24 protein-coding genes are annotated in these 20,099 nt (G+C 71.2%); 9 read left to right on the plus strand and 15 right to left on the minus strand.

All coding sequences use genetic code 11. The annotated features are described in order from the left end of the window. Window positions 1-108: 108 nt before the first annotated feature. Complete coding sequence (locus tag NR112_RS05905) at window positions 109-675, minus strand: CGNR zinc finger domain-containing protein (RefSeq protein WP_256793067.1); 567 nt, start codon at window positions 673-675, stop codon at window positions 109-111. A 68-nt stretch (window positions 676-743) separates the two neighbouring features. On the opposite strand from NR112_RS05905, the gene NR112_RS05910 reads away from it, so the two are divergent. After that, the gene (locus NR112_RS05910) at window positions 744-1,991 is read left to right on the plus strand and encodes an MFS transporter (protein ID WP_256793068.1); all 1,248 of its coding nucleotides are present in this window, start codon (window positions 744-746) and stop codon (window positions 1,989-1,991) included. Here NR112_RS05910 and NR112_RS05915 read toward each other — a convergent pair. Then, on the minus strand, window positions 1,913-2,335 hold the full coding sequence (locus NR112_RS05915) for a RimK/LysX family protein (protein WP_256793333.1): 423 nt from the start codon (window positions 2,333-2,335) through the stop codon (window positions 1,913-1,915). The two genes, NR112_RS05910 and NR112_RS05915, sit on opposite strands and share 79 nt — an antisense overlap. A gap of 78 nt (window positions 2,336-2,413) precedes the next feature. Between NR112_RS05915 and NR112_RS05920 the strand changes: the two genes are divergently transcribed. Beyond that, window positions 2,414-3,607 carry a RimK family alpha-L-glutamate ligase gene (locus NR112_RS05920; protein ID WP_256793069.1) on the plus strand — a complete coding sequence of 398 codons (1,194 nt, stop codon included), beginning with the start codon at window positions 2,414-2,416 and terminating at the stop codon, window positions 3,605-3,607. A 40-nt stretch (window positions 3,608-3,647) separates the two neighbouring features. Here NR112_RS05920 and NR112_RS05925 read toward each other — a convergent pair whose 3' ends face one another. From NR112_RS05925 to NR112_RS05945, 5 genes are all read right to left on the minus strand, one after another. Then, complete coding sequence (locus NR112_RS05925; RefSeq protein WP_256793070.1) at window positions 3,648-4,076, minus strand: cupin domain-containing protein; 429 nt, start codon at window positions 4,074-4,076, stop codon at window positions 3,648-3,650. Window positions 4,077-4,085: 9 nt separating this feature from the next. Next, window positions 4,086-4,388, minus strand: coding sequence for a Sec-independent protein translocase subunit TatA (locus NR112_RS05930; protein WP_256793071.1), 303 nt, complete (start codon window positions 4,386-4,388; stop codon window positions 4,086-4,088). 135 nt (window positions 4,389-4,523) lie between these two features. After that, on the minus strand, window positions 4,524-5,360 hold the full coding sequence (locus NR112_RS05935) for a DinB family protein (protein WP_256793072.1): 837 nt from the start codon (window positions 5,358-5,360) through the stop codon (window positions 4,524-4,526). Window positions 5,361-5,442: 82 nt separating this feature from the next. After that, window positions 5,443-5,574: a TMEM165/GDT1 family protein gene (locus NR112_RS05940; protein ID WP_256793073.1), complete on the minus strand. Its 132-nt coding sequence runs from the start codon at window positions 5,572-5,574 to the stop codon at window positions 5,443-5,445. A 22-nt stretch (window positions 5,575-5,596) separates the two neighbouring features. Beyond that, window positions 5,597-6,226 carry a DUF4396 domain-containing protein gene (locus NR112_RS05945; protein ID WP_256793074.1) on the minus strand — a complete coding sequence of 210 codons (630 nt, stop codon included), beginning with the start codon at window positions 6,224-6,226 and terminating at the stop codon, window positions 5,597-5,599. Window positions 6,227-6,415: 189 nt separating this feature from the next. Between NR112_RS05945 and NR112_RS05950 the strand changes: the two genes are divergently transcribed. The 6 genes from NR112_RS05950 (at window position 6,416) to NR112_RS05975 (ending at window position 10,415) form a co-directional block, all read left to right on the plus strand. After that, window positions 6,416-7,312: a hypothetical protein gene (locus NR112_RS05950; RefSeq protein ID WP_256793075.1), complete on the plus strand. Its 897-nt coding sequence runs from the start codon at window positions 6,416-6,418 to the stop codon at window positions 7,310-7,312. Window positions 7,313-7,392: 80 nt separating this feature from the next. Further along, on the plus strand, window positions 7,393-8,175 hold the full coding sequence (locus NR112_RS05955; protein WP_256793076.1) for an ABC transporter ATP-binding protein: 783 nt from the start codon (window positions 7,393-7,395) through the stop codon (window positions 8,173-8,175). Beyond that, complete coding sequence (locus NR112_RS05960; RefSeq protein WP_256793077.1) at window positions 8,172-8,933, plus strand: ABC transporter permease; 762 nt, start codon at window positions 8,172-8,174, stop codon at window positions 8,931-8,933. The genes NR112_RS05955 and NR112_RS05960 overlap by 4 nt, the downstream gene beginning before the upstream one ends. Before the next feature lie 41 nt (window positions 8,934-8,974). Continuing rightward, a complete protein-coding gene (locus NR112_RS05965; protein ID WP_256793078.1) occupies window positions 8,975-9,256 on the plus strand; it encodes a DUF1048 domain-containing protein in 282 nt (93 codons plus the stop codon). Window positions 9,257-9,329: 73 nt separating this feature from the next. Beyond that, window positions 9,330-10,103: a MerR family transcriptional regulator gene (locus NR112_RS05970; protein ID WP_256793079.1), complete on the plus strand. Its 774-nt coding sequence runs from the start codon at window positions 9,330-9,332 to the stop codon at window positions 10,101-10,103. Window positions 10,104-10,178: 75 nt separating this feature from the next. Then, on the plus strand, window positions 10,179-10,415 hold the full coding sequence (locus tag NR112_RS05975) for a DUF1059 domain-containing protein (RefSeq protein ID WP_256793080.1): 237 nt from the start codon (window positions 10,179-10,181) through the stop codon (window positions 10,413-10,415). Between the two features lie 72 nt (window positions 10,416-10,487). Here the strand turns inward: NR112_RS05975 and NR112_RS05980 are convergent, their stop codons facing one another. Then, entirely contained in the window at window positions 10,488-10,922 is a 435-nt protein-coding gene (locus NR112_RS05980; RefSeq protein ID WP_256793081.1) for a VOC family protein, read from the minus strand. A 145-nt stretch (window positions 10,923-11,067) separates the two neighbouring features. On the opposite strand from NR112_RS05980, the gene NR112_RS05985 reads away from it, so the two are divergent. Beyond that, window positions 11,068-11,469: a hypothetical protein gene (locus NR112_RS05985; RefSeq protein WP_256793082.1), complete on the plus strand. Its 402-nt coding sequence runs from the start codon at window positions 11,068-11,070 to the stop codon at window positions 11,467-11,469. 97 nt (window positions 11,470-11,566) lie between these two features. On the opposite strand, the gene dnaB is transcribed toward NR112_RS05985, so the two are convergent. From dnaB to NR112_RS06020, 7 genes are all read right to left on the minus strand, one after another. After that, window positions 11,567-12,955 carry a replicative DNA helicase gene (dnaB, locus tag NR112_RS05990; protein WP_020141692.1) on the minus strand — a complete coding sequence of 463 codons (1,389 nt, stop codon included), beginning with the start codon at window positions 12,953-12,955 and terminating at the stop codon, window positions 11,567-11,569. A 438-nt stretch (window positions 12,956-13,393) separates the two neighbouring features. Further along, complete coding sequence (locus tag NR112_RS05995; protein WP_256793083.1) at window positions 13,394-14,173, minus strand: glucosamine-6-phosphate deaminase; 780 nt, start codon at window positions 14,171-14,173, stop codon at window positions 13,394-13,396. After that, complete coding sequence (locus NR112_RS06000) at window positions 14,173-15,261, minus strand: ROK family protein (RefSeq protein WP_256793084.1); 1,089 nt, start codon at window positions 15,259-15,261, stop codon at window positions 14,173-14,175. Before NR112_RS06000 ends, NR112_RS05995 begins: the two co-directional genes overlap by 1 nt. Further along, a complete protein-coding gene (nagZ, locus tag NR112_RS06005; RefSeq protein ID WP_256793085.1) occupies window positions 15,258-16,688 on the minus strand; it encodes a beta-N-acetylhexosaminidase in 1,431 nt (476 codons plus the stop codon). Before nagZ ends, NR112_RS06000 begins: the two co-directional genes overlap by 4 nt. A 1-nt stretch (window position 16,689) precedes the next feature. Further along, the gene (locus tag NR112_RS06010) at window positions 16,690-17,565 is read right to left on the minus strand and encodes a carbohydrate ABC transporter permease (protein WP_256793086.1); all 876 of its coding nucleotides are present in this window, start codon (window positions 17,563-17,565) and stop codon (window positions 16,690-16,692) included. Continuing rightward, window positions 17,562-18,509, minus strand: coding sequence for a carbohydrate ABC transporter permease (locus NR112_RS06015; RefSeq protein ID WP_056823259.1), 948 nt, complete (start codon window positions 18,507-18,509; stop codon window positions 17,562-17,564). The genes NR112_RS06010 and NR112_RS06015 overlap by 4 nt, the downstream gene beginning before the upstream one ends. A gap of 83 nt (window positions 18,510-18,592) precedes the next feature. After that, window positions 18,593-19,951, minus strand: coding sequence for an extracellular solute-binding protein (locus NR112_RS06020; RefSeq protein WP_256793087.1), 1,359 nt, complete (start codon window positions 19,949-19,951; stop codon window positions 18,593-18,595). Between the last annotated feature and the right edge of the window lie 148 nt (window positions 19,952-20,099).

Consider the following 20,099-nt stretch of genomic DNA (forward strand, 5'->3'; position numbering starts at 1 on the left):
GCGTCGGTGGTCGGAGGTCGGTGTGTGTCGGTGGGTGTCGGTGGGTGTCGGTGTGTGTCGGTGGGGTGTCAGTGGGCGTCGGCGGGTGTCAGTGGGCGTCAGTGGGCGTCAGTGGGCGCGGGCGCGGTGCGCGGCGGCCTTGACGCGACTCTGGCACCGGGCCGAGCAGTAGCGGCGCGTGCCGTTCTTCGACCCGTCTACGTAGACGCGGTCGCAGACGGGAGCGTCGCACACACCGAGCCGGCCACCGAGGTCGCTGCCGATGGCGACGGCCAGGCCCGAGGCGATCCCGGCCTGCCATCCCCGGACGTAGCCGTCGTCGGGGCCGTGGAAGTGCAGCTGGTGTCGGCCCTCGTCGTCCGGGTCGAGGCGTGGCCGGGCGGCCGTCGATGCGAGCAGGTCGTTGACGACGGCAGCCGCCGCTGCGAGGTCGTCACGATCCGCGGCCTCGAAGACGACACGCGCCTGCGGCACGATGTCGAGCAGCTCCTCCGCCTCCTCGGCCGTCGGCCACGATCGCCGTTCGGGCGAGGACGTCGCGTCGGCCACCGCTCGCACGAGGTCCGCCCCCACCGGGCGGTGATACGCCGTCCCGTGCGCCTCCCCGGGGCTCGCGAGGTTGACGAGGGCCACCGTCGCGTCGAGCAGCCGCTCGACATGACTGTCGAAACGCATTTGACCAGTCACCAATCCCTTCGTAGCCTCGTGACCACCAAAGTCTAGTTCGACAGTCAGGAGGGCCGGTGGCCCGACCTCCCCACTCGACCCTCCCACCCCGGGTGCGGGTGCTCATCGCGGCCCGCTGCGTCAACCGGCTCGGCGGTTTCTCGATGGCCTTCCTCGGCGTGCTCCTCGTCCGCGAGCTCGGAGCTGGACCTGCCGAGACCGCCCTCGCCCTCACGTGCTTCGGAGTCGCGACGATCCCCTCACGCGTCCTCGGCGGTCACCTCACGGACGCCTGGGGCCACCGGCCGACGATGCTCCTCGGTCTCGTCGGCTGCGCCGCGGCGCAGCTCGTCATCGCCGCCGCGCCGGCTCTCGCCTGGGCCCTCCTCGGCGCCGTCCTGCTCGGACTCGCCTACGAGGTCGTCGAGCCGCCGACGCAGGCCCTCGTCTCCGACCTCGTGCCCGAGCACTCCCGAGCCTTCGCCTACTCGGCGCTCAACGCCTCGCTCGCCGTCGCGGGCGTCCTCGCCGGTCTCGTCGCGGCAGCCGTGTCGGGTCTCGGCCTGCGCTGGCTCTTCGTCGTCGACGCCGCCACGTGCCTGGCGTGCGCGGCCCTCGTGGCCCACCGCATTCCCAGCCGCGCGGTCACCTCCCGGTCCCGGGGGGAGGCGTCCGACGTCGGCGCGGCCCCGGCCCGCGCACGCTGGGTCGCTGCTCTCACGGACCGGCGCCTGCGTCCCGTCCTCGCCTTCGGGACCGTCGCGGCGATGGTGACGATGGTCGTCGTCTTCGGCGTGCCGCTCCTCGTCGAGCAGCGGGGCCTGTCGCCGGCCGTGACCGGATGGGTCCTCGCCGCCGGCGCCGCGGCCAGCGTCCCGGGCGCCTGGCTCGCCGCTGTGCTGCGCCGCCGCACGGACGACGCCGGGGTGCTCCTCGCCGGCGAGGTGGTCGCCTCGGCGGGGCTGGCGACGATCGCCGTCGCCGGCCACCCGGTCACCCTCGCCGCCGGTCTCGTCGCCTTCGACGTCGGCAGCCTGCTCGTCATCGCGACGACGATGGCCCGGGCCGGGACCCTCGCTCCCGACGGGGCCCGGGGCACCTACCTCGCCGTGCTGGGACTGACGTGGGGACTCGCCACGTCGGTCGCGCCGGCTGTCCTCACGACACTGGGGACGGCATACGGCCCCGGGGCGCCGTTCGGCGCAGCAGCGGTGATGCTGATCGGGACGGCGCTCGTGCGCGCAGGTCAGCGACCGCGGTTGCGGCGGCGGACGTCCTTGGGGGGCCTGCCGCCGGCGTACGAGAGCGACGGGTCGACGACGTAGCCCTGGCGCAGGGCCTCACGCCCGACGAGCATCCGGAAGCCCATCCGGTCGCGCTTGCTCAGCGTCACCTCGGCCGGCACCGTGCGCCCGGCGAGCGAGAGGTCGAGGCGCACGACGTAGCGCTTGGTCACGTGGCCCGACGAGCTGCGCACGCTGCGGCGGTCGTGGACCGGGCACTCGATGGTCCGGCCGTCGTCGTCCGCGTCCTGCCAGGGGTGCACCGTGAACCGCACCCAGGGCTGCCCGTCGCGGTCGAACTCCTCGACGTCCGCGGCGTGCAGCGACGACGTGCGAGCGCCCGTGTCGATCTTGGCCTTGAGCCACGGCAGGCCGATCCCGGGCATACCGACCCACTCCCGCCACCCGACAGGGGTGCTTGAATAGGCCGGCCCAGACACCCGCCCATCTTGGCAGGACCCTGCATGAAACTCGCGATCCTCTCTCGCGCGCCGCGTGCCTACTCGACGCAGCGCCTGCGCACCGCGGCGCTCGACCGCGGGCACCAGGTGCGGGTGCTCAACACGCTCCGCTTCGCCATCGACCTGTCGGGCCCGGAGCCGGACCTGCAGTTCCGCGGACGCCCGATCTCCGACTACGACGCGGTGCTGCCGCGCATCGGCAACTCGATCACCTACTTCGGCACGGCCGTCGTGCGGCAGTTCGAGCAGATGGACGTGTACACGCCCAACACCGCGAACGGCATCTCCAACGCCCGCGACAAGCTCCGCGCCGCGCAGATCCTCTCGCGCCACGAGATCGGTATGCCCGCCACGACGTTCGTGCGCAACCGTGCCGACGTCATGCCGGCCATCGAGCGGGTCGGTGGCGCCCCCGTCGTCATCAAGCTGCTCGAGGGCACCCAGGGCATCGGCGTCATCCTCGCGCCCGACATCAAGATCGCCGAGGCGATCATCGAGACGTTGCACAGCACGAAGCAGAACGTCCTCATCCAGAGTTTCATCACCGAGAGCCGGGGCCGCGACATCCGCGCGCTCGTCGTCGGCGACCGCGTCGTGGCGGCGATGCGACGGCGGGCCAGTGGCGACGAGTTCCGCTCCAACGTCCACCGCGGTGGCACGGTCGAGGCGGTCGAGCTGACGCCGGAGTACGAGCAGGCCGCCGTGCGTTCGGCCCAGATCATGGGCCTGCGCGTCGCCGGCGTCGACATGCTCGAGGGCAACGACGGGCCGCTCGTCATGGAGGTCAACTCCTCCCCCGGCCTCGAGGGCATCGAGAGCGCGACGAAGCTCGACGTCGCCGGCGCGATCATCGACCACATCGCCGGCCAGGTCGCCTTCCCCGAGATCGACGTGCGCCAGCGGCTCACCGTCTCGACGGGCTACGGCGTCGCCGAGCTCGTCGTCCACGCCGGTGCCGACATCATCGGCAAGACGATCGGCGACTCCGGCCTCGAGGAGCGCGACCTCCAGGTCCTCACCCTGCACCGCGGCACCAGCGTCATCCCCAACCCGCGCCGCCGAGTCGTGCTCGAGGCCGAGGACCGGCTGCTCTGCTTCGGGCGCCTCGAGGAGATGCGTTCGATGATCCCGGAGCGCCGGCGCCGACGCGCCAAGGTGCGCAAGCTGCCGAGCGACCCGATCCACACCGTCGCCTGACCGCGAGTGGCCGTGCCGTCAGGCCCGATGGCGTATGCCGTCAGCCCCGGGGCGTGACGTAGACCTTGCGGAGCGTCTCGGTGACCGTCCACGTCGTGCGAGCACCCTCGGGCAACTGCACGACGGAACCGGGTCCCAGCTCGAGCGTCGCACCGCCCTCGACCACGAGGGTGGCGCGGCCGGAGAGCACGACGAAGAGCTCGTCGGCCTCGACGTCGCTGACCGTGCCGGGGGTCATCTCCCAGACACCGACCTCGACACCCGCGACCTCGGCGAGAGACGTGACGGCCGCGGTCGGCGCACCGGCGAGCACCTCCACCCCGGCGGCGACCTGCTCGTCCAGGGCCCCGGCACGCACGTCGGCAGCGAGGAGTGCCACCACTGCCGGCCCTGTCGACAGCTCGGCAACACCAGGGTGCCCGGGCCCGGGCTCGGCGTCGGGTGCCGGGGTGGAGGGGTCGCTCGTCACCGTCGCAGACTAGTGCGACCCGCTGGCGTGCTTCCGGGTCTCGAGCTCGGCACGCAGTCGGGCGACCTCGGCGTCGGCAGCCGCCGCGCGGTCGTCGGCCGCAGAGACGGTCGCCTCGTCAGGGCCGGCGATGGCACTCTCGGCGGATCCGTCGGGGGCGTCAGGCCCGGACCGCATCTGGTCGACCTCCGACTTGAAGATGCGGGCTGACCGTCCGAGGCTGCGGGCCATGTCGGGCATCCGCTTCCAGCCGAAGAGGAGCACGACGGCGAGGGCGATGATGCTGAGCTCCGGCCACCCGAGATCGGCCACGGGAACCTCCTGATGTCGGCGGCTCCGGTGAGATCCGGCGCCCGCGCACGCATGGTGATGGGACACCGTAGGAGCCGCGGGTGGAAAACGTCCGGGAGTCGGCTGTGAGCCCGCCGAGCGCGGGGTCAGCAGCGGTCAGCGGGCAGCGGCTGTCGTGCCCGCTTCCGCGGCCTGGCGGGTGGCCAGGGTGTCGAGGTCGCGCTCGGCGTAGAGGCGGTGCTGCCACTCCTCGTTGAGGATGGTGCGCAGGATCCGGGTCACAGCATACGGCTCCGGCTCGGGGTAGCCGGCGGCCGTGACGGGCTCGGTCGTGCGGGCGAGGTCGTCGTCGGTGAGGCCGTCGACGACGCGACGCACCGTCGCCATCCGGTCGGCACGCAGGGCGAGCACCTCATCGAGCGTCGGGTGCGCCTTACGGTCGCGTGGCACGGGGGGACTGTCGGGCATGTCGTCGTGCGGCAGGTCGAGGGCATCCCACGGCTCGGGGTCGCCGAGGAGGGCCCGGCACACCCACGCGTCGGTGGCGAAGACGAGGTGGCGGAGGGTCTCGATGAACGACCATTCGCCGTCGACCCGCTCGTGCAGGCGCTCGGGCGGGAAGGTGCGGGCCCGCGCGACCGTGCCGGCCCAGAGGCGCTCGACGACGTCCCAGCCCTGGCGGTAGCCGGCAGCGTCCGTCGGTCGCATCTTGGGCCGGTCGGGGTCACGGCGGTCGAGCTCGGCCTCGATGAGCGGCGCGACGTCGACGCCGTTGATGACGAGGTTCTCGACGTCGCCGGTGATGTCGACGTCCTCGAGCCAGACGTCACGGGCCCGCAGCCCCCGCAGGTCCACCATTCGCAGGGAGGCGCCCCGCAGGTCGACGTCGTGCAACCGTGCCCCGTCGAGGTAGACGTCCTCGAAGGTCGCACCGGTCAGCCGCACTCGCTCGAAGCGGGCGCCCTGCTGGTCGTCGTAGGTCACGTCGCTCATCCCGGTCTCCTCGGCTCGTGGTCGCTGGTGCCAGGGGAAGCCTAGGACCGCTCCCGGACGATCCGCGTCCTCACACCTCCGGTCAGCGGACTCCCTCGACGATGAGCAGGACGCCGAACACGACGAGGGCCGCGGCTGCGCCCCAGGTGATGACGCGCTCGGGCAGACGCTTGCCGAGGGCGGCGCCGACGACGATGGCGAGCGCGAGCGACAACCGGACCCCGGAGGGAGGCGTGTCACGCCAAGCCGTCGGCGACGGCGACGACGAGCCCGCCGAGCATGAACGCAGCGATGGCTGCGGCCAGCGCCGGAGCGGGCAGGTCTGGGATGAACCTGCGCCATCCGGTGATCGCCCCGCTCGCCCCGTGGTGCGCGTGGGTCAGGGCGTGGCCCTTCCCCCGCGAGAGGAGATAGCGGTTGACCGGATAGGCGGCGGCGAACGCGGCGACGAGCGAGATCGACATGCCGACCCAGAAGCCGGCGTTGACGAGGCCCGCGTCCATGGCGCCGGGGATGACGGCCATGACCAGGTTGTCGACGACCTCCATCGTGAGGATCGAGACGGTGTCGGCAGCCAGGACGAGGGTGAGCGCGGCGCGCAGCGACAGGCCGCTGCGCAGCAGGGGGAGGCTGGAGAGCGCGTAACCGAAGAGGAACGCGAGGGCCACGGACAGGACGATGGTCGCGCCGGCGGCGAGCCCGACGGCGGTGCCGACCATGAGGCCGAGGACCTCGCCGATGGCACAGCCGGTGAGGCAGTGCAGCGTGGCGCCGGCCGCCATGGAGGCCATCCCGCCACCCGGGCCCGCAGTCGCGTCCTGGGCACCAGAGTGCTCGTGGGCGTCGTGGTGCTCGTGCGCTGACATCGCCGCCTCGTTCATGGTCGTCCCTCAGGTCCCGGGGGCCACGAGACCCCGCTGGGCCCGCCGCCCGGCATACCCCCCATGGGTATGTCGTCCGCCGGCGTCAACGCGTGCCCGCCGTCGAGCATTCCCGTCCTCCGAAGTCGGGCGTTCGCCACTCGACCGGCGGAGCCATGCACAAGGATTGGATCCGTGACACAGCACGTCGACGGTGACCACGCGCACGGGATCCTCCTCGACCATGCCGACCGGAAGGTGACCGGCCCGCTCGAGGACCCGGCGGTCCTCGCAGCGGTCGTCGGGATCGAGCGCCTCGTCGTCGCAACGGGATCCACTGACATGCAGGTGCTGCACGCAGCGCTCGCGGGGCGGCCCGTGCCGGGCGCGGACCCCGAGCGCGTCGCCGCCCTCGTCGCCGAGGCCGTGAGCCACGTCGTGTCCGGACTCATCCGCCGCAGCACGGGGCAGGCGGTGGACGCCGGGGTCGTCAACCCGGCCTCCGGCGGCTACGAGATCACGACGGATGCGACGCTGCTGCGTGCCGCTGTCCGGGCCGCGCAGGGGTCGATCGACGCGATGCCCTACTACAGCCTCCGCTACGGCGAGCGCGGCTCCCGGTTCGCCACGACGGACTCCGCGTGGCTCATCTCGCTCGCCGCGCTGCCCGAGAGCCGTGCCGTGAACCAGGTCCAGTGGCTGTCACGCGTCCTAGCCGCACGCGGGATGCCGACCTGGCTGCTCGAGATCCACCTCGACGCCCTCGTGTCCGAGGTGCGCTCCGTGGCCGATGCGGCCGCCGCCGGGTCGCTCCCCGCAGCCGCGGACGCGTTGGCGGTGGCCCGACGCCGCCACGTCGACGACGAGCTGGTCCGCTCGGCAGACGCCTGGGCCGACGAGGCCCTCGGCCGGGACCTGCCGGTGCCGCGCAGCGGCGCCCTCATGGCTGCCGCGATCGCCGACGAACGCGCCGGGGTGACGCGGGACGACCGACCCCTCGTGGACTGGCTCACCGACCCGGAGCGGGTGGAGACGGAGGTCGCGACGCGGCTGCTGGACGTGCGGCGACGTCTTCTCACCAGCGCCCGCTGACGAGGTCGCGGACTGGCGCGAAGAGTCGCTCGCGATCAACGCTTGACCTTGACGCAGCGTCAGGGTTGCACGCTGTCAACATGACCACGACACCAGCCATCGAGATCGTCGGGCTCACCAAGTCCTACGGCGACCACGCAGTGCTCACGGGCGTCGACCTCAGCGTCCCCGCGGGCACGATCTTCGCCTTGCTCGGCTCCAACGGCGCCGGCAAGACCACCGCAGTCAAGATCCTCTCGACCCTGCTCCGGGCCGACGGCGGGACCGCCGCCGTCCACGGCCACGACGTCGCCACCGAACCCGAGAAGGTCCGCGCGTCGATCAGCCTCACCGGGCAGTTCGCCGCGGTCGACGAGATCCTCACCGGCCGCGAGAACCTCGTCCTCGTCGCCCAGCTGCGACGCCTCGACGGCCCGGGCGCCATCGCCGACTCCCTGCTCGAGAGGTTCGGCCTCACCGAGCCCGGCGGACAGCGCGTCGGGACCTACTCGGGCGGCATGCGCCGCCGACTCGACATCGCGATGAGCCTCATCGGCAACCCGCCCGTGCTCTTCCTCGACGAGCCGACGACAGGGCTCGACCCGCAGTCGCGCATCGAGGTCTGGAAGACGGTGCAGGAGCTGGCCGGCCGGGGCACCACCGTCCTGCTCACCACGCAGTACCTCGACGAGGCCGAGCACCTCGCCGACCGGATCGCGGTGCTCCACCAGGGCCGCATCATCGCCGACGGCACCCTCGCCGAGCTCAAGCAGCTGCTCCCGCCGGCCAAGGTCGAGTACGTCGAGAAGCAGCCGTCCCTCGAAGACATCTTCCTCGCGATCGTCGGCCACGACGACGCGGCCCACCAAGGAGCCCAGCAATGACCACCTACGTCTTCCACGACACCGACGTCCTGCTCAAGCGGTCCCTGCGCCACATCCTGCGCAGCCCGGACACCATCATCACCACGGCCATCACGCCGATCGCCATGCTCCTGCTCTTCGTCTACGTCTTCGGCGGTGCCATCGACGTCGGAGGCGCCTCCTACGTCAACTACCTGCTGCCCGGCATCCTGCTCATCACCGTGGCCTCTGGCATCGCCTACACCGCCTTCCGGCTCTTCACGGACGTCTCCGGCGGCATCTTCGAGCGCTTCCAGTCGATGCCGATCACCCGCTCGGCCTTCCTCTGGGGGCACGTGCTGACGTCGGTCGTGGCCAACCTGACCTCGCTCGTGCTCGTCGTCCTCGTCGCCCTGGCCATGGGCTTCCGCACGGGCGCCGGCGTCCTCGCCTGGCTCGCCGTCATCGGCATCATGCTGCTGTTCACCCTCGCCCTCACGTGGCTCGCGGTGATCCCGGGCCTCACGGCCAAGACCGTCGACGGCGTCAGCGGGTTCTCCTACCCGTTGATCTTCCTGCCCTTCGTCAGCTCGGCCTTCGTGCCGACCGAGAGCATGCCCGGACCCGTCCAGTGGTTCGCCGAGCACCAGCCGGTCACCTCGATCGTCAACACCATCCGCAGCCTCTTCGAGCAGCAGCCCGTCGGCAGCGACGGCTGGGTCGCCCTCGCCTGGTGCGTCGGGCTCCTCATCGTCGCCTACGCGCTCGCGATGCGCACCTACCGCAGCAAGCTCGCCTGACCCGGCATACGCCCCGCATCCACCTCGTGAGGGAGACCGTCATGAACCACCTGCTGAGCACGATCATCGGGGACACGAAGGAGTGGAAGGCCATGGAGGCGCGGGCGCACGCACTGCCCCACGACTACCGGGTCGTCTACGGCGAGATGAAGTCCTACCTGTGGCGCTTCACCTCGGGCGACGGCATGGACGTCGTCGCGCTCCTGCGAGACGTCCTCGAGCTCTTCGAGGCCGGTGCTCGCGAGGGCCGGCCCGTCCTCGACGTCACCGGCCGCGACGTCGCCGCCTTCTGCGACGACCGGCTGAGCGGCGTCACGACGTAGGCCGACACGTGGCGCTCCGAGCTGAACCGCGCGATCGCGTCGAAGGTCACCTCGAAGGACGCAGAATAGGGCCATGCTGACCATCAGCCAGCTCGCGGCGTACGCCGGCGTCACCGTGCGCACCGTCCGGCACTACCACGCCAAGGGATTGCTGCCCGAGCCCGAGCGCGACCACTCGGGCTACCGGCGCTACGACGCGGCGGCAGTGGTCCAGCTCGTGCGGATCCGCACCCTCGCCGACGCCGGGGTCCCGCTGTCCCGCGTGCACGAGCTCCTCGATGCGGATGATGAGGAGCTCGCAGCGGCGGTCGCGCAGATCGACCGCCGCCTGCGCACCGAGATCCGCGAGCTGCAGCGGCACCGTGAGCGCATCGCCAGGCTCGCGGCCGGCGACAGCCTGGCGCTGCCGCCCGAGGTGGTCGCCTACGTCGACCGGATGCGCGAGCTCGGCTTCCCGGAGCGGCTCATCGAGGTCGAGCGCGACAGCTGGATCCTCATCTCGGCACAGATGCCCGACGCCGTCGCGACCCTCATGCAGGTCAAGCAGACCCAGATCGAGCACGAGGTGCTGCGCCGGCTCTACCTCGACATCGGCGACCTCGTCGACTGCGCTCCCGACGACCCCCGGCTGCCTACGCTCGCCGACCGGGTCGTCGCCTTCATCGAAGCCGCGTCCGCCGAGGCCGAGGGCGTCGAGGACGTGCACCCCGTCAGCGACGAGCTCATCGTCCTGCTCGACACAGCCTTCCTCGAGTCCTTCGCCTGCGCTGCCCGGCTGCTCGAGCTGCTCGAGGAACGGGGATGGACGGGGTGGACCGACATCCGGCGGTTGGAGCCGGCGCACTGAGCGATCGGGGGCTGTCACATCTGCTGCGTCCCCCTCGTCAGTAGAGCGAGACACCCCCGCGAGAAGGAGACGACCATGAAGACGATGACCTGCCGAGACCTCGGCGGACCGTGCGACCTCGCCCACCGGGCCGACACGGCCGACGAGATCATCAAGGCCCAGGACCGCCACCTCAAGGAGGCGGAGAAGTCGGGCGACGCCACCCACCAGGAGGCCCGTCAGACGATGAAGGCCCGGTGGCGGCACCCGAAGCAGTCGATGGCCTGGTACACCGGCACCAAGCAGACCTTCGCCGCCCTGGCCGAGGACTGAGACCTGCCGGCGACCCGGCCGCCGTCACCGTTCGGTTGGGCGGCGCAGGGTGCGCGTGCGGGGTCAGCCGGCTCAGTCCAGGCAGAACTCGTTGCCCTCGACGTCCTGCATCACCTGGCACGACTCGTTGAAGCCGTCAGCGCGCAGCAGCGTCCCCCGCGTGGCACCGAGTGCGACGAGCCGTGCGCACTCGGACTCGAGGGCCGCGAGGCGCTCGTCACCGACCAGCCCCGTGCCGACCCGGACGTCGAGGTGGACCCGGTTCTTGACGACCTTGCCCTCGGGGACGCGCTGGAAGAACAGGCGCGGGCCCACCCCCGTCGGGTCGGAGCACGCGAACGCCGAGCCCTGACGCTCTGCCGGCAGCGACTGGTCGAACTCGTCCCACGAGGCGAAACCCGGGGGCGGTGGCGGCACCTCGTAGCCGAGCACCTCGCACCAGAAGCGAGCCACGCGCTCGGGATCCGCGCAGTCGAACGTGACCTGGACCTGCCTGACCGTCGCCATGCGTCCACCCTAGGGTCACCCCAGCGGACCTCGCCACGCCGATTCCGTTGAGGGTCGCAGCGCTTCCGGTTGTCGGCTCAACCCACCTGTGTGAGCCTTGAGCGCGGTCGACCAAGGGCGTCGGCCCTGAACCAGGGGATGGGACATGCGAAAGCGAACGCTTGCCCGCAGCGTCGTGGCCACCGCCGCGATGGCCGCGCTCGTCATGGGAAGCAGTGGTGCAGCCTCCGCCAACGACAAGACCATGGTGCTCAAGAAGGCCGATGGCACCGTCGTGGTCAAGGCCACGTGGGACGACCTCACCGACAACCTGTGCGTCATCGTCTACGGCGGCTCCGGTGCGTGGGGCCAGGTGGCGATCGGCTCCCACTACGGGCTGTCCGAGCCCGACCGTGCCATTCGCTCCGCGTCGAACTCGGGCGGCGGCGGGTGGTACTGCACCGGCAACCTGAGCATCCGTGAGGACGCGTTGTACGACATGCAGCTGCGCTGGGAGAGCTCCACCAGCACCTGGCTCTACTCGCAGAAACAGACCTTCTACACCTGAGCCGGCGACGGCCTCAGCGCCAACTGCTGTCCACACCATCGAACGCCGGTCCGACCTCCGTCGGGCCGGCGTTCGTCGCGCCACCTCGGGAGGCGTCTCAGAAGTTGTTGGCCATGTTGGTGAAGCGGCTGAAGTGGCCCTGGAAGGCCACGACGATCGTGTCGGTGGGACCGTTTCGGTGCTTGGCCACGATGAGGTCGGCCTCGCCCTCACGCGGGGAGTCCTTCTCGTAGGCGGCCTCGCGGTGCAGCAGGATCACCATGTCGGCGTCCTGCTCGATCGACCCGGACTCTCGGAGGTCGCTCATCGCGGGCTTCTTGTCGGTGCGCTGCTCGGGACCACGGTTCAGCTGCGAGATGGCGATGACCGGGACCTCGAGCTCCTTGGCGAGCAGCTTGAGCGCACGCGAGAACTCCGAGACCTCCTGCTGTCGCGACTCGACGCGCTTGCCCGAGCTCATCAGCTGGAGGTAGTCGATGACGACGAGCTTGAGGTTCTCGCGCTGCTTGAGCCGGCGGCACTTGGCGCGGATCTCCATGAGCGACATGTTGGGCGAGTCGTCGATGAAGAGCGGGGCGTCGGAGACCCGGCCCATCGTCGAGGCGAGGCGAGTCCAGTCCTCCTCGCGCATGGTGCCCTTGCGCATGTGCTGCAGCTGGATGCCTGCCTCGGCCGAGAGCAGACGCATGGTGATCTCGGTGCGGCTCATCTCGAGCGAGAAGACGACGGCGGCCATCTTGTGCTTGATCGCAGCAGACCGGACGATGTCGAGTCCGATGGTCGACTTGCCCATCGCCGGTCGGGCGGCGATGACGATCATCTGACCCGGGTGCAGGCCGTTGGTGAGAGCGTCGAAGTCGGTGAATCCCGTTGGCACACCGGTCATCTCACCGGAGCGGCCCGACGCGACCTCGATCTCGTCGACGGTGGCCTCGATGATGTCGCCGATGGCGTGGTAGTCCTCGCCCCCGCGCTTGTCGGCCACGGCGTAGACCTCGGCCTGGGCCGCGTTGACGATGTCCTCGACGTCGCCGCCACCTTGGGCGTAGCCGAGCTGGACGATGCGGGTGCCGGCCTCGACGAGGCGGCGCAGCACGGCGCGCTCGGCGACGATCTGGGCGTAGTAGCCGGCGTTGGCCGCGGTGGGCACCGAGGCGATGAGCTGGTGCAGGTAGGCCTGGCCGCCGACGCGCCCGAGGTCGCCGCGCTTGGTCAGCTCGTCGCTGACCGTGATGGCGTCGGCGGGCTCTCCGCGGCCGTAGAGGTCGAGGACGGCGTCGTAGATGAGCTCGTGCGCCGGACGGTAGAAGTCGGTGCCCTTGAGCTGCTCGACGCAGTCGGCGATCGCGTCCTTGGACAGGAGCATGCCGCCGAGGACGGACTGCTCGGCCCCGACGTCCTGCGGGGGGAGACGGTCGTCCGGCGGGCCTCCGTCACGGGTCGACGACGATGCGAACGCGCTCGTGCTCAGCTCAGCGAGCGACACGTGCTCCCCTTCCCCTGAGTGATGAATGACATGGGTGCAACTCGGTCCACACCAGTAGACAGCGTGGCGCCGACAGCGCCAGGCAGGACGGCGCCGACGAGACCTACGCAGCCCGTCGCGCGCCCGTCCCGAGGAGCACCCGCCCCACCGTAGGTGCGGGCCTCCACGCGCAACAACCTCAGCCACCCCCCGACCTCATCTCCCTGTGGACAACTCGTGGACGGATACCCCCGACACGCCGTCAACAGGTGTGGACAAGGTGTGTGAACAACTGTGGGCATGTGGCGCCGGTCACATGCTCACAGGCTCGATGACCTGCATGGATACCTGTCCACCTGTTGTGGAGAACAAGTTCCTCACCCCTGTGTGTTGTCCACAGCCGGTCGCGACACGCCCGACCATGGGGTACGCCACCCCTCCGCGAACGACAGGGCGCGGTCAGAGCCCGGCGGCCGAGGCGTCGTAGTAGTCCCGGTTGCGCAGCATCGAGGCCGCGGCCTCGTCGAGCACCGCGGTCGCGTCGGCGTGCCACTGGAGCACCGAGGCAGGGCACGAGGCCGACAGCGGGCCCTCGAGCGCGGCGGCGACGGCTTCGGCCTTGCCGGGTCCGGAGGCGACGAGCACGAGGCGCCCCGCGTCGAGGACGGTGCGCAGACCCTGGGTGACGCAGTGGGTCGGCACGTCGTCGATCCCGTCGAAGAAGCGTGCGTTGTCGTGGCGCGTGCGGTCCGAGAGCCGCTTGACGCGCGTCCGCGACGAGAGCGCCGAGCCCGGCTCGTTGAAGCCGATGTGACCGTTGGCGCCGATGCCGAGGATCTGCACGTCGACCCCACCCGCCTCACGGATGAGTCGCTCGTACTCCGCGGCGCCGGCGACGAGCTCGTCCTCGTCGTGGCCCGAGCCGTCGGGCACGTGGAGCCGACCGGGCGACAGCCCCAGCGGCCCACAGACCTCGCGGAGCAGCACCTCGCGGTACGACTGGGGATGACCGGCAGGCAGGCCGACGTACTCGTCGAGCGCAAAGCCACAGGCGCCGCGCAGGTCGACGCGACCGCTCGCCACGGCACGCGCGAGCTCCGCGTAGAGCCCCAGGGGGGACGACCCGGTCGCGAGCCCGAGGACCGGTTCGTCGCGGCGCGCAGCCCGGAGGCCGTCGATGACCACCTCGGCCGCTCGGCGGGCGACGTCGGCGGACGTGGGCAGGACGAGGACCTCCATCACCCCACCCTCTCACCGGGCAGGCCCACGCTGGCGAGCCCGGGCGGGGAGGCGACGGAGGCCGGCCGTGGGCCGCCGGCACGGTCGGGTGCAGACAGCCACGCGGCACCGAGGGCCGCCACGGGTACGTCGGCCGGCAGCAGCTCGACGCGGTCGGGGAGGCCGAGGGCGTCGATCATCCGTGAGCTGCGTGCGCGCCGTTCGAGGTCGGCGCGGATCCCGGCGAGGAGCGGGGCCCCCAGCCCGGTGAGGCCGCCGCCCACGACGACGCGTTCGGCGCCGGACGCGAGGGCGAGCAGCTGGACCGCCAGCCCCACGCCCGTGCACACCACGTCGACGGCGGCGGCCGCCAGCGCGTCGCCGTCCGTCGCAGCGGCAAAGGGGTTCGTGGCCCGACGCCCGACCGCCGGCCAGAGACGGGCGAGCGCCGAGCCCGAGGCCACGGTCTCGAGGCAGCCGACCTGGCCACAGGTGCACGGGGCGTCCCCGCCCACCGGCAGGTGCCCGATCTCGCCTGCCGCGCCGTCGATCCCGCGGACCACGACGCCGTCGCGCACGACGGCCGAGGCGAGCCCGGTCCCGAGGTTGAGGTAGGCCAGCGCGGAACCGCCCCGATGGTCGGTCGACTCCCTCACCGGCCCGAGGGCCGCCGCCGACAGCCCCGACATCACTGACCCCGCTGACCCCGCTGACCCCGCTGGCCAGAACCCACGCAGGCGCCACGCGCCGAGGGCGGCGGCCTTGACGTCGTTCTCGACCGCCACCGGGACGCCGAGCCGCGCCGAGAGCTCGCCGGCGAGGTCCAGCGACTCCACGTCGAGGTTGACGGCGTGCCGGGCGAGGCCGCTGACCGGGTCGACGAGCCCGGGCATGCAGGCCCCGACCGGCAGGTCGGCACCGCCACCCACCGCGCGAGGCGCGTGCGCATCGAGGACCTCGAGCGCCAACCGCACCGCGACGTCGACGACTCCCGACGCACCGCGTCCGGAGGGCGCCGAGCGCATCGCCTGCACCGAGCCGTCGGCCACGAGGACCACAGCCGTCTTCGTCCCGCCGATGTCGATGCCGAGCCGCGGCTCGGCCGTCATCGCGCCGGCACCCCGAGGTAGCGGCCGAGGGCCTGGGCGACGACGACGGAGCCGCCGAAGGTCACGAGGTCCGCGCCGCCGCGTGGCCAGCCGCAGTCGACGACGATGGTCGGATGCCCCTGTGCGCGAAAGCGGTCCGCGACCTCCCAGACCGGGTGCCCCGCAGCGAGCCCACGGCCGGCCACCGCGACCCTGGCGGCCTCCGGCACGTCGGCCTCGGGTGTCGTCAGCCCGGCAGCCCCGGGCCCCCAGGCGACGCGCCCGACGGCGAGGTTCGGGTCGGATGCCACCTGCACGATGACGGCGTCGCCCGGGGCGTCGAGCCAGGTGCGCACCGCGTCCCCGACCTCGAAGCCGCCGACGAGCGCGCCGTTCGCCCAGGCGGGCGCCGCCACGTCGGCGTCCCTGCCGTGCGCACCCGGGCCATCGACCGCGAAGCCCTGGGACAGCAGGACGACGCGCGCCGCAGCCTCTTCGAGTCGCTCGAGCGGTAGCCGACCCGACACGGCCGCCTGCACGACCGCCTCGACGACGGCGAGGTAGCAGTCCTCCGGCGTCTCGGAACCGACACAGAGCAGGTCGCACCCCGCGACGAGAGCGCGCACCGCGGCCTCGGGGATCCCGGTCTCCGCCGAGGCCCCGGCCATGTCGAGGGCGTCGGAGACGATGACGCCCTCGAAGCCGAGGCGGTCGCGCAGCACGTCGCCGAGGACGACGGGCGAGAAGGTCGCCGGACGTTCGGGGTCGATGGCGCTGACGACGACGTGCGAGGTCATGATGCACGCGACCCTCGCGTCGATGGCCGCACGGAACGGCTCGAGCTCGCGCGCGTCGAGCACGTGCGCCTCGGCGTGCACCCGCGGTAGCCCGTGGTGCGAGTCGGTGACGGTGTCACCGTGGCCCGGGAAGTGCTTGGCGCACGCCGCGACCCCGACCGACTGCACGCCGTCGACGTAGGCCGCCGAGTGCCGCGCGACGTGGGCCGCCTCGGCGCCGAAGCTGCGCACCCCGATGACAGGGTTCTCGTCGGCCGAGTTGACGTCGACGACGGGCGCCAGGTCGAGGTTGATGCCGTATGCCGCGAGCTCGCGTCCGATGGCCGCCGCCGAGGCGCGCGTCTGCACGGTGTCGTCGAGGCGACCGAGGAGGGCGTTGCCGGGCTGGGTGGACCCGGTCGGGTAGTGCAGCCGCGTCACGTCCCCGCCCTCCTCGTCGACGGCGACGAGGAGGTCCGGCGCCATCGCCCGCAGTGAGGCACACAGCTGCGCCAGCTGGTCGGGGTCCACGACGTTCGCGCCGTAGAGACAGACGGAGGCCAGCCCGGCGGCATACTCCCGCTCGATCCACGCGGGGACCGTGGTACCGACGAATCCGGGCATGAGCGTGCCGACGGCGAGGCGCCGCAGCGCCTCTCGTGAGGTGTTCATCTCAGCCCTTCACCGCCCCGCCGACGAGGCCGTTGCTCATGCGTCCCTGGACGACGAGGAAGAAGATGATGACGGGCACGGCGACAACGGTCGACGCGGCCATGACCTGGCCCCAGTCGGTCTCGCGGGTCGCGCTCGCCTGGACGAAGCCGCGCAGCCACAGTGGCAGGGTGCGGGACTGCTCCTCGGTCATGACGACCAGGGCCACGGTGAACTCGTTCCACGCCTGGAGGAACGCGTAGACGCCGGACGCGACGAGGCCGGGAGCCAGCAGCGGGAAGGTGATCCGCAAGAACGCCTTGGTACGCGATAGTCCGTCGACCATGGCGGCCTCCTCGAGCTCGACCGGCACGCCGGCGACGAAGCCGCGGAGCATCCACACGGTGAAGGGCACGACGGCAGCGGTGTAGAGCAGCGCGAGCCCGAGCACGTTGTTGAGCAGCCCGACCGAGCTCATCATCTTGTACTGCGCGATGAAGAGGCCCTCCGCCGGCAGCATCTGGATGAGGAGCAGCGCGAGGATGAACGAGCGCCGGCCCCGGAAGCGGAAGCGGCTGATCGCGAGGGCGCCGAGGAAGGCGATGACGATCGCGGCGGCGACGGTGACAAGAGTGACGGCGAGCGAGATCCCCAGTGCGCGAATGAATCCCGCGTCACCGAAGACGGTGGCGAAATTGTCGAACGAGCCGCCGAAGGGCAGGAAGGTCGGGGTGCTCGACTGAAGCGTCGCCTTGTCGAGGAAGGCGGAGTTGACCATCCAGTAGACGGGGAACGCCCAGACGAGGGCGACGAGGACGGCGACGACCGTGAGGACCGAGCGCCGCGTCGAGCCACGGGTCGAGTGACGGGAGCTGGCGGGGCCGAGGATGCGGCTCACGACTCCTCCTTCATGAGCGAGCGGACGTAGTACCAGCTGACCGCGACGGTGAGCAGGAGCATGAGGATCGAGACGGCGCTGGCCATCCCGAAGTCCCCTGCGCCCGTGCCGAGCTGGTAGATGTACGTGCCGAGCAGGTGGGTCTCGTTGGCCACGCCACCGGCGTCCTGGAGCAGCTTGATCTGCGTGAAGACCCGCAGGTCCCAGATGAGCTGGAGCAGCAGGACGATCGAGATGACGGGCGCCACGAGGGGAAGGATGATGTGCCGCAGGCGTTTCCAGCCACCGGCGCCGTCGATCTCGGCCGCCTCGAGAACCTCCGGAGAGAGCTGGGTCAGGCCGGCGTAGATCGACAGGGCGACGAAGGGGACGCTCATCCACACGACGATGACGGCTGCCACGACGAGGAACGAGAGCGGCTCGACGAGCCAGTTGTGGCCTTGGGCGTCGACACCGACACGTTCGAGCGCCCAGTTGAGCAGTCCGTTGCGCCAGTTGACGATCCACGTCCACACCGTCATCGAGGCGACGACCGGCATGGCCCAGGCGAGCAGGAGCGCGACCTGGAGCACGAGGCGTCCGGCGCGGCTCACCGCGCCCATGAGCAGGGCGAGGCCGAGGCCGATCGCCACCGTCGACAGGGCGCACACGAGGCAGAAGGCGATGGAGCGCCCGACGATGACCCAGAGCTCAGGGTCGGTCACGAGCGACGCGTAGTTCGCGAGGCCGACCCACTCGGGCGGCTGGCCGAACTGCTGCATCATCCCGAAGTGCTGGAAGCTCGTGACGACCTGCCACCCGACGGGGTAGCCGAGCGCGGCGACGAGCAGGACGAGCGAGGGGAGCACGAGCCAGGCGGGCGTATGCCGTCGCGCGGGGCGGGCGGGAGCCGTGGGTTCTGGCGCTGGGGCGGTCTCGGGAGGAGCGGTCGCCGTGGAGGTCATGGGCGGGCCTTTCGAACCTGACGTCCGGCGGTCGGGTGGGTGGGGCACCCGACCGCCGGACGTGGTGTCACGCGAGGGTCAGGTCACTTGAGGTTGAGGAGCGGCGTGATCTTCGCGTCGTACTCCTGGGCCAGGGCCGTGAGGTCAGAGGCGTCCCGGATCTTGGAGAAGAACTCCTCCATGACCATCTTCGACTCGACCGTGGCCCATCCCGGGGCCGCCGGCGTCAGCTTGGAGTTCGTCGCGGAGTCGATGAGCGCCTTGGCGAACTGGTCGTCACCGAGCGAGCTGACGTAGTCGGTGTTGGCCGGGCCGAGGCCGGCACCACCGAGCTTCTTCTGGTAGTCCGCGGAGAAGATGATCTTGAGCAGCTCCTTGGACAGGGCCTGGTTCTGGCTGGCCTTGGAGATGGCGATGTTCGAGCCACCGGCGAAGACCGGGGCGGGCTTGCCGTCGTTGCCCGGCAGCACGAAGGCGCTGAACTTCGCGTCGTTCCACTCGCGGACCTTCTTGCCGTCCTTCTCCTTGAGGTCGCCGATCGACCAGTGCGCCCAGCCCGGGGCCATGATCGTCGCGGCCGCCAGCGACGTCTTGCCCGTCACGTTGCCGGACTCGTCGAGGATCTCGTCGGCGTCGTTGACGTAGAGCCACGGGGTCTGGTCCTTGGCGTCGGCCGGGGCCTTGGACGCGTTCCGGTAGAGGTCCTGCAGCTGGGTCAGGCCCTTGACCGTGTTGGGGTCGGCGAGCGTCGAGACCCACTGGCCGTTCTCCTGCTTCGCGAGCTCGCCACCGTTGGCGAAGATCCACGAGATGCCGTTGCGCCAGTCCTGGCCGCCGAGGAAGAAGCCCGAGAAGTTCTTGATGTTGCGGGGGTTCTTGGCGGTGATCGTCTTGACGGCGGCGTTGAACTCGTCGAGCGTCTTGGGCGCGGCGACGCCGGCCTCCTTCCAGACGTCCTTGCGCGCGAACATGTAGCGAGAGCCGAAGTAGTAGGGCAGCGCGTACTGCTTGCCGTCGACGCTGCCGACGTCGACGAACGACTGGAGCAGCTTGCTGCCACCGAGCTGCGGGTAGAGGTCGGAGACGTCGCTGAAGGCGCCGACGTTGGTGAAGGTCGGGCTCTGCGTGTTGCCGATCTCGGTGACGTCCGGCGTGTTCTTCGGGTCGGGCAGCGACGTCGTCAGCTTGGTGACGAGGTCGCCCCAGCTCTGCTCCTCGATCTTGAGGGTGGCGCCGGTCTTGGTCTTGAAGGTGTCCTGCAGGTAGGTGCGCAGCTCCTTCGGGGTGTCGGTGCCGGCGAGCCAGAGGGTGATCGTCTTGCCCGCGTTGCCCGACGCACCCGCCGAGGGGTCGGTCGTCGAGCCGGTGGCACCCCCACCGCACGCGGTGAGGACGAGCGCCGCGGTGGTCGTGGCCACGGCCAGACCCAGGGTCTTCTTCATTCCTTGTCTTCCTTTCGAAGGGCCGCGGTGCGGACCGGTTGTTCGCTGGACGCGAGTGGAGGGGTGTCCCTGTGGAGGGGAGTTCGAGGGGGTGGTGCGGGTGGTGCGATGTCGGGGACCGATGGCGTATGCCGCCGGGCCGGGTCGG

Origin of the sequence: Terrabacter sp. Ter38, assembly GCF_024519435.1 — a bacterium.
Lineage (GTDB): Bacteria > Actinomycetota > Actinomycetes > Actinomycetales > Dermatophilaceae > Terrabacter.

Bases quoted from the DNA above. Each gene is read 5' to 3' on its own strand.
- NR112_RS05905 (WP_256793067.1), bottom strand. From the start codon at position 675: ATGCGTTTCGACAGTCATGTCGAGCGGCTGCTCGACGCGACGGTGGCC.
- NR112_RS05915 (WP_256793333.1), bottom strand. From the start codon at position 2,335: ATGCCCGGGATCGGCCTGCCGTGGCTCAAGGCCAAGATCGACACGGGC.
- NR112_RS05920 (WP_256793069.1), top strand. From the start codon at position 2,414: ATGAAACTCGCGATCCTCTCTCGCGCGCCGCGTGCCTACTCGACGCAG.
- NR112_RS05935 (WP_256793072.1), bottom strand. From the start codon at position 5,360: ATGAGCGACGTGACCTACGACGACCAGCAGGGCGCCCGCTTCGAGCGA.
- NR112_RS05945 (WP_256793074.1), bottom strand. From the start codon at position 6,226: ATGTCAGCGCACGAGCACCACGACGCCCACGAGCACTCTGGTGCCCAG.
- NR112_RS05955 (WP_256793076.1), top strand. From the start codon at position 7,393: ATGACCACGACACCAGCCATCGAGATCGTCGGGCTCACCAAGTCCTAC.
- NR112_RS05960 (WP_256793077.1), top strand. From the start codon at position 8,172: ATGACCACCTACGTCTTCCACGACACCGACGTCCTGCTCAAGCGGTCC.
- NR112_RS05965 (WP_256793078.1), top strand. From the start codon at position 8,975: ATGAACCACCTGCTGAGCACGATCATCGGGGACACGAAGGAGTGGAAG.
- NR112_RS05970 (WP_256793079.1), top strand. From the start codon at position 9,330: ATGCTGACCATCAGCCAGCTCGCGGCGTACGCCGGCGTCACCGTGCGC.
- NR112_RS05975 (WP_256793080.1), top strand. From the start codon at position 10,179: ATGAAGACGATGACCTGCCGAGACCTCGGCGGACCGTGCGACCTCGCC.
- NR112_RS05980 (WP_256793081.1), bottom strand. From the start codon at position 10,922: ATGGCGACGGTCAGGCAGGTCCAGGTCACGTTCGACTGCGCGGATCCC.
- NR112_RS05985 (WP_256793082.1), top strand. From the start codon at position 11,068: ATGCGAAAGCGAACGCTTGCCCGCAGCGTCGTGGCCACCGCCGCGATG.
- NR112_RS05995 (WP_256793083.1), bottom strand. From the start codon at position 14,173: ATGGAGGTCCTCGTCCTGCCCACGTCCGCCGACGTCGCCCGCCGAGCG.
- NR112_RS06000 (WP_256793084.1), bottom strand. From the start codon at position 15,261: ATGACGGCCGAGCCGCGGCTCGGCATCGACATCGGCGGGACGAAGACG.
- nagZ (WP_256793085.1), bottom strand. From the start codon at position 16,688: ATGAACACCTCACGAGAGGCGCTGCGGCGCCTCGCCGTCGGCACGCTC.
- NR112_RS06015 (WP_056823259.1), bottom strand. From the start codon at position 18,509: ATGACCTCCACGGCGACCGCTCCTCCCGAGACCGCCCCAGCGCCAGAA.
- NR112_RS06020 (WP_256793087.1), bottom strand. From the start codon at position 19,951: ATGAAGAAGACCCTGGGTCTGGCCGTGGCCACGACCACCGCGGCGCTC.